The sequence below is a fragment of the Streptomyces torulosus genome (assembly GCF_001419765.1).
In the GTDB taxonomy this organism is placed as follows: Bacteria; Actinomycetota; Actinomycetes; order Streptomycetales; family Streptomycetaceae; genus Streptomyces; species Streptomyces torulosus.
In genome coordinates this window covers 1-5,427 of sequence record NZ_LIRK01000275.1, presented here as the reverse complement: position 1 = coordinate 5,427, position 5,427 = coordinate 1, and the positions used below count along the sequence as shown (strand labels likewise).

The window sequence follows — 5,427 nt, the reverse complement described above, 5'->3', positions numbered from 1 at the left end:
GGTTGGGCGGGGTGGGGGCGGGGTCAGTGCGGCCGAGCAAATCCAGGGCGGCTTGGGGGCCGTGGTCGCGGCGGGCCTGGGCCACCGCGTCCAGGTCCCAGACCATCTCGCCGACCACCGTGCGGCGCACGCCACGGGACTCCACGGTCCCGCGCACCAAGAGCAGGCCGGAGTGGAACACGGTGTGCGCGACTCGCTCGTGGCTGTCCTCGAAGAACGCGATGTCGACCAGGCCAGAGCCGTCCTCCATAGGGTCGGCCACAGGATGGCCGCCGCGTCCGTAAACGCATCATCAGGAGCGCTGCCCACCCGCGTGATTACGCAGGCCGTCGCGGCCATAGCCCCGGTACGGCTCCTCCAGCAAGGCCTCGTGGCCCTCGTCCAGGGCACAGTCCCCACCCCAACCGCCGTGCCTTCCCATGCAGATCTGGGTGAGCGCATCAGCATCGCCATCGCGCGCGGCCTGGTTGGTTTCGTAAGCGAGAGCGAGCAACGTTTGTCGACGGTCTGGCCGGCAGGGGGAACCACACCTGCGCAATGCTCCGAAAGGGTGAGCCGCCGAAGGGGTGCAGGTCGCGGCGGACGCGTACCTGGTCGGCGATGACGGCAGCGTCTTCGGCGTCGATCTTGCCCTTGCTGCGGTAGCTCGAATCGTCCGGAGCCTGTGGAGGCCGCGGCGAAGGCGACGATGGGGCTAGAGTTTCGAAGGTGACGTGTTGTCCGAGGTGAGGGGGGCTCGTGGCTGAGCTTGTCCGGAAGCAGCATGTGGATGCCTATGTGGGGTTTCACGCCTTCGGGCTGCAGGAAAGCGATGACGCCGACCTGCCCGTCCCGTTCCCGGACGACTTCGACTTCGATGCTTTTCTCAGTACGCATCCCGGGCGTCTGGACATCACCAGCGGCGGTCACACCCACACCGCCGCTGTCGCGGTCGAGGTGTGGGACGGGCCTCCGCCAGCGACAGATCCGGCCGGCTGGGACGAGCAGGCCGAAGCCGACTTCGCCTCCACCAGTGGAGAGGTGGCCGTGTGGTCCATGCACACCGGCCGGACTGATGCCCTGATCACGCTGGCCGATGTCGGCGGATCGTGGCGGGTGCGTGTCAGCTGTGCGGGCCGCGCCGCCGCTGCGGCTCTGTCGGAGGGCGAGGGCACAGGACATGGTGTCGAGCACTACCTCGTGCAATTCTGGCCAGCCCGACCGTGAACAGACGGCGGCAGCGGGCCCGGTCAATGGTCCGCTGCCGCCGCATTCTGAACTGGATCAGCTGACGATCTTCACGATGAAGCCGTCGACATCGTCCACGCCGTCGAGGCCGTCGAGGATGCGGTTCTTGGCGTAGAAGCTCTTCAGAATGGACCCGCCTGCCTGGTTGTCGTCCTTCGCGATCGGCTTCGCGGAGAAGTTGAACTTCTTCGCTTCCGCGTCGTAGTAGTTCTCCGCGGCCCCCTCATAAGTGCTCGCGAAGGGATACTCGTCGCACTCCTTCGTCCCGCCGGCGGTGTAGTTGGCTCCCCAGTAGCGCTTGCACTGCTTGACTGCTTCTCCACGGTTCTTGTCGATGCGGGCGGCGCTCACCGTCCGGTGCAACGGATCCTTGGCCGTCTGACCGGGCACCTTCTTCGCCGACATGTACGGCTTGGTGTCCTCCGGGACGAGGAACGCCTGCCTGATGTGCTGGGCCTCGGCGCGCTCGTCGGCTCCTGCCTTGGCGCTCAGGGTGAGCGTCGGCACGTAGCTGAAGGTGGCCGCGCCCTTCTTGTCCGGTTTGCCGCCGCCAGTGGAGTTGGCCAGGTACGGCGCAGTCTCCCAGCGTGGTGCGAGCATGAACAGCTTGCCGCCCCGGCTCCCGCTCAGAGTCCACCCGGCGGGCGGGGTGTAGCTGATGGCCGGCTCGTACACCGCGAAGAGCAAGTCCGTCTTGCCCTTCAGGCCCGTTCCCTTCTGGCCCTGCCCCGGCTTGGCGTTCACCGTCTCACTGAACGTGCGCAGCGCTTTCAGCTGGGTGAACGTCTGTGTGCCCGGCTTGTTGCCGCCGCGGGTGTAGCGTGCTCCGGCCGGCCAGCTCTGCGGGATGTTGCCCTTCGTCGTGATCGGCATTGCGGCCGCGCCGGTCGTGCCGGTCGTGACGAAGTCGGTGAAGTAATACTGGAAGTTGATCGTGCGGCTGTTCTTGGCGATCGTGCCGACCACCCGGACGTTGAACATGCTCTCGCCGACGGGCCGGTTGTTGCGCACCCAGGTCTGCAAGAACGACGCCCCGTTGCACACCGCGAACCGGGACTTCACGTAGAACGCCTTGCTGCTGCCCAGTCCTTTCTTGCACTCCTCGAACGTCATCGTCCGCGCGGGTTCCGGGGCAGTGTTCGCCATCGGTCCTACCGACGGCCCTTCCAGCGTCTGCTCCACCGGCGCCGGGGCTCCGGATGCCCTGCGGGACAGCGGCGCGTACGAGGCCGCCGGCCCCACCGTCTCCGCGGCCAGGCCCACCCCAGGCTCGGACTGACCCGCCAGCTGCCGCAGCCGCTCCATTCCCCGCCCGCTCTGCAGGTCCTCCAGCGACGGCTTCGCGGCTCCGACCGGGAGCACATACGACTCCACCCGCAGATCATCCGAACCGTTGTCTGCCGCCTGCGCGGTGGTCAGGCAGCTGCCGAGCACCGTCATGGCGACGGCGCCCGTACACAGCAGTTCTCGCATTCTCATGTTGTATCCCCGTGTTGACGCATGGTCAGAACCGGCGTGAACACCTCTGGATGGCGTGTCCACGCCGAACTGATGCGATCAAAACACGAGGCACTGACATCGAGCCTACGACCCTGGGCGGCGCCCGGATCCCCAGACCGTACGCCGCCTCGCTGGGGCGGTGTCCGCTCTCGGTTACGAAGCCACGAGCAGGTCCTGGACTGGCGCACCTGTCCCGCCCGTGACCACCAGGTCGTGTTCGACCACATCTCGCAGGTGGTAAGTCACACCGCCTCGAGCGCCAGGCACGGCTCCGCACCGTGCCGGAGCGCCCACACCTCAAGAGTCGGACGGTCTCCGCTGCCTTTTGGGCGCTGCCCCGCTGCGCGACACGTGGCAGTCGCAGGGCCAGGGTGAAATGCCGGTTCATGCTGTGATCTGCGTCACGCATTCGAGGGGCGGGCGCATGTTCCACGCTGCGTCCAGTCGGCTCCGGCGATCGACCTGCCCGCGAATCCCGCTGATCACACCATGTGTCCAAGCGGTAGCTTAGGGGGATTGTTTATTCCTGTACGTGTTCGCCTGATCACTTGGTGTCAGAAATTGATCGGCGACGAAATGCGCGTTCAGGGGGTCTGATCCGAAATCCTGCGAAGGAGGACAGCGGTGTCCTCCAGTGTCACCCTCCCTGTGGGGAAGGGGAGTTGGCGCTGCCCGCAGACTGAAGGACAGGGCCCCTGTGACCGTTGACGACCTGCTCGCCGTGCTGGTGGGGGTCACCGCACTGCGCGTTTTCGTGCCGGATGTACGCAAGGTGACGCGCCGTCTGCTCCGCGCGGGCGTCCGGGTCGGTGTGACCGAGCTGCTGCAGAGCCCCGCGAGCATGCCGGCCCCGGCCCCTCCAGCCTCCCGCGACCCGGAGGTCTGACGCCATGACGAACTTCCCGCCGTACGAAGACTCCGACGGGGCGAGCGAGATGCAGTTCACCCTGCCGAGCACCGCCGTCGAACTCAACGCCCTGCACGGCGTGCACTACGTCATGCCCCCGGACCTCGAAGCATTCATCGACCTCTACACCCGGCCCCACCTGCGCTACGCCCACACCATGCTGGGCGACAAGCAGGCCGCCAAGGCGGTGGTCCAGCGCTGCTACTCGCACCTGGCGCTGAACTGGGCCGTCGTCCTGAAGGAAGAGAGCCCCGAGGCGTACGCCTGGCGGCTGCTCAAGCAGCGGGTCGAACTCCACCTGCGCATCACCGGCAGCGCTCCCAGCCGGACCACCACCGCCTATGCCTCGCCGGACATGCGCACCGTCGCCATGCAGCGCGCCGCCCGGGCCACGCTGGAGGCGCTGCGCCGGCAGTTCGAGGTCATGGAGTCCGCTCTCGGCCTCTACACCGCGATAGCGACTCTGCCCGAGCGCCAGTACGACGTGATCGTGCTCCACTACGTCCTGGGCTATCCCACGGAGCAGGTCGCCAACATCATGGGTATCAAGCCGGACACCGTTCGCGGGCACCGGCGTTCGGCCCGTGAACGCATCGCCAGCAAGCTCGGCCTGAACGTCACAGCTGGCGACGAGGAGAAGGAGTAACACCGTGCCGCGCAGCATCCACGACATCTTGGCGCAGGCTGCCCTGCCCGATGCCTTCACCGACGATGACGTCGCCGATCTCAAGCAGGAAGTCGTACGTGACGTCACCGCCACCCTCATGTTCGGCACACGCCTGGCTCCCGAAGGACGCTTCTCGACCGCCCTGGACCGTGCCGACCAGGACCTCCAGGCCCTGACCGCCGAACTCCTCTACAGCGACGACGCTGCCGCGCATCTGGCCAAGTTCATCGAAGAACCCGCCCACATCGACGGCGCCCTGCACTTCGCCTGCCTGCTCAGCCTCGCCGACTCCCCCGACGGCGCCCAGTGGTGGTGGCAGTTCGCCGCCGGAGCCGGAAACGCCACCGCCGCCTACTGCCTCCACCTGTTCCACGTCAGCCGCGGCGAACTCCGCGACGCCGACCACTGGGCCCACCAGGCCATCACCTACGACACCAACGTCCACCTCACGCCGTTCTCGCGCCGCCGGACACGACCGCGCCGTCCGCCCCTCGCCCTCCGGGAGGCAGTCGGCCGGCTCAAGGTCGACGAAGTCGAGGGATGGGGTTTTCGGGTACTGCGCCCCGACTCACGCCTCGCCCACCAGATCGAGGAACTCGCCGACGCCCGCTGACCCGGCAACGCCTGGCACCACCCGGTACCCGTAGACGCCCGCCGTGCAGCAACTTCCATGCGGGGAAGGACAAGTAGCCGTCAGCCTCCCGCAGTGTCGACCTCGTGGTGTCCGCGCCGGGCCATCCGGCGCGGACACCACGACTGGCTGACGTGTCAGACAAGGCCGAGCGCGCCCGATCCGGGTGAGAGCGGCCCGGGTCGTCAGCACGATCTGCTCGAATAGCAGGTCATTGGTTGGAGCCCGGCGCGGTAGCGTTCGGCAAGCTTGTCGAAGCGGGTGGCCACCGCGCGGAACTGTTTCAAGGGCGCTGTCACGTTGTTGGGTGGGAAGGTGTCTGATGGTGCATCGTGGCGTGGTGGAGCCCGGTTCCGGGCTGGGCTCAGGCCGCGGTGGCGAGGGCGGCGACGCCGGTGATCTGCTCCCAGATGGCGAAGCGGACGGTCATCTCGGCGCGGTAGTTGTGTGCGGGCATCAGGTGTCGGCGGGGCCGGAAGTGGGGCGAGATGCCGC

At 67.4% G+C, this 5,427-nt stretch carries 5 protein-coding genes and 2 pseudogenes; 4 read left to right on the top strand and 3 right to left on the bottom strand.

Annotation, left to right across the window (positions count from 1 at the left end; genetic code table 11):
• A pseudogene (locus AOK23_RS20025) lies at positions 1-250 on the bottom strand (hypothetical protein); the annotation flags it as partial.
• A gap of 488 nt (positions 251-738) precedes the next feature.
• Here AOK23_RS20025 and AOK23_RS20015 point away from each other — a divergent pair.
• On the top strand, positions 739-1,206 hold the full coding sequence (locus AOK23_RS20015; RefSeq protein ID WP_055714070.1) for a hypothetical protein: 468 nt from the start codon (positions 739-741) through the stop codon (positions 1,204-1,206).
• Between the two features lie 57 nt (positions 1,207-1,263).
• On the opposite strand, the gene AOK23_RS49975 is transcribed toward AOK23_RS20015, so the two are convergent.
• Complete coding sequence (locus AOK23_RS49975; protein ID WP_240496467.1) at positions 1,264-2,700, bottom strand: NucA/NucB deoxyribonuclease domain-containing protein; 1,437 nt, start codon at positions 2,698-2,700, stop codon at positions 1,264-1,266.
• 724 nt (positions 2,701-3,424) lie between these two features.
• Here AOK23_RS49975 and AOK23_RS20005 point away from each other — a divergent pair.
• The 3 genes from AOK23_RS20005 to AOK23_RS19995 are packed head-to-tail and all read left to right on the top strand — an operon-like array spanning position 3,425 to position 4,914.
• The gene (locus tag AOK23_RS20005; RefSeq protein ID WP_055714069.1) at positions 3,425-3,613 is read left to right on the top strand and encodes a hypothetical protein; all 189 of its coding nucleotides are present in this window, start codon (positions 3,425-3,427) and stop codon (positions 3,611-3,613) included.
• 4 nt (positions 3,614-3,617) lie between these two features.
• A complete protein-coding gene (locus tag AOK23_RS20000) occupies positions 3,618-4,280 on the top strand; it encodes an RNA polymerase sigma factor (protein ID WP_055714068.1) in 663 nt (220 codons plus the stop codon).
• 4 nt (positions 4,281-4,284) lie between these two features.
• Positions 4,285-4,914, top strand: a complete 630-nt coding sequence (locus AOK23_RS19995) for a hypothetical protein (RefSeq protein WP_055714067.1) — start codon at positions 4,285-4,287, stop codon at positions 4,912-4,914.
• Positions 4,915-5,296: 382 nt separating this feature from the next.
• On the opposite strand, the pseudogene AOK23_RS49970 reads toward AOK23_RS19995, so the two are convergent.
• Positions 5,297-5,427, bottom strand: a pseudogene (locus tag AOK23_RS49970) (IS6 family transposase); the annotation flags it as partial.

What these genes read in the sequence shown, in the direction of transcription:
- AOK23_RS49975 (WP_240496467.1), bottom strand. Translation starts at nt 2,700, where the DNA reads ATGCGAGAACTGCTGTGTACGGGCGCCGTCGCCATGACGGTGCTCGGC.
- AOK23_RS20000 (WP_055714068.1), top strand. Translation starts at nt 3,618, where the DNA reads ATGACGAACTTCCCGCCGTACGAAGACTCCGACGGGGCGAGCGAGATG.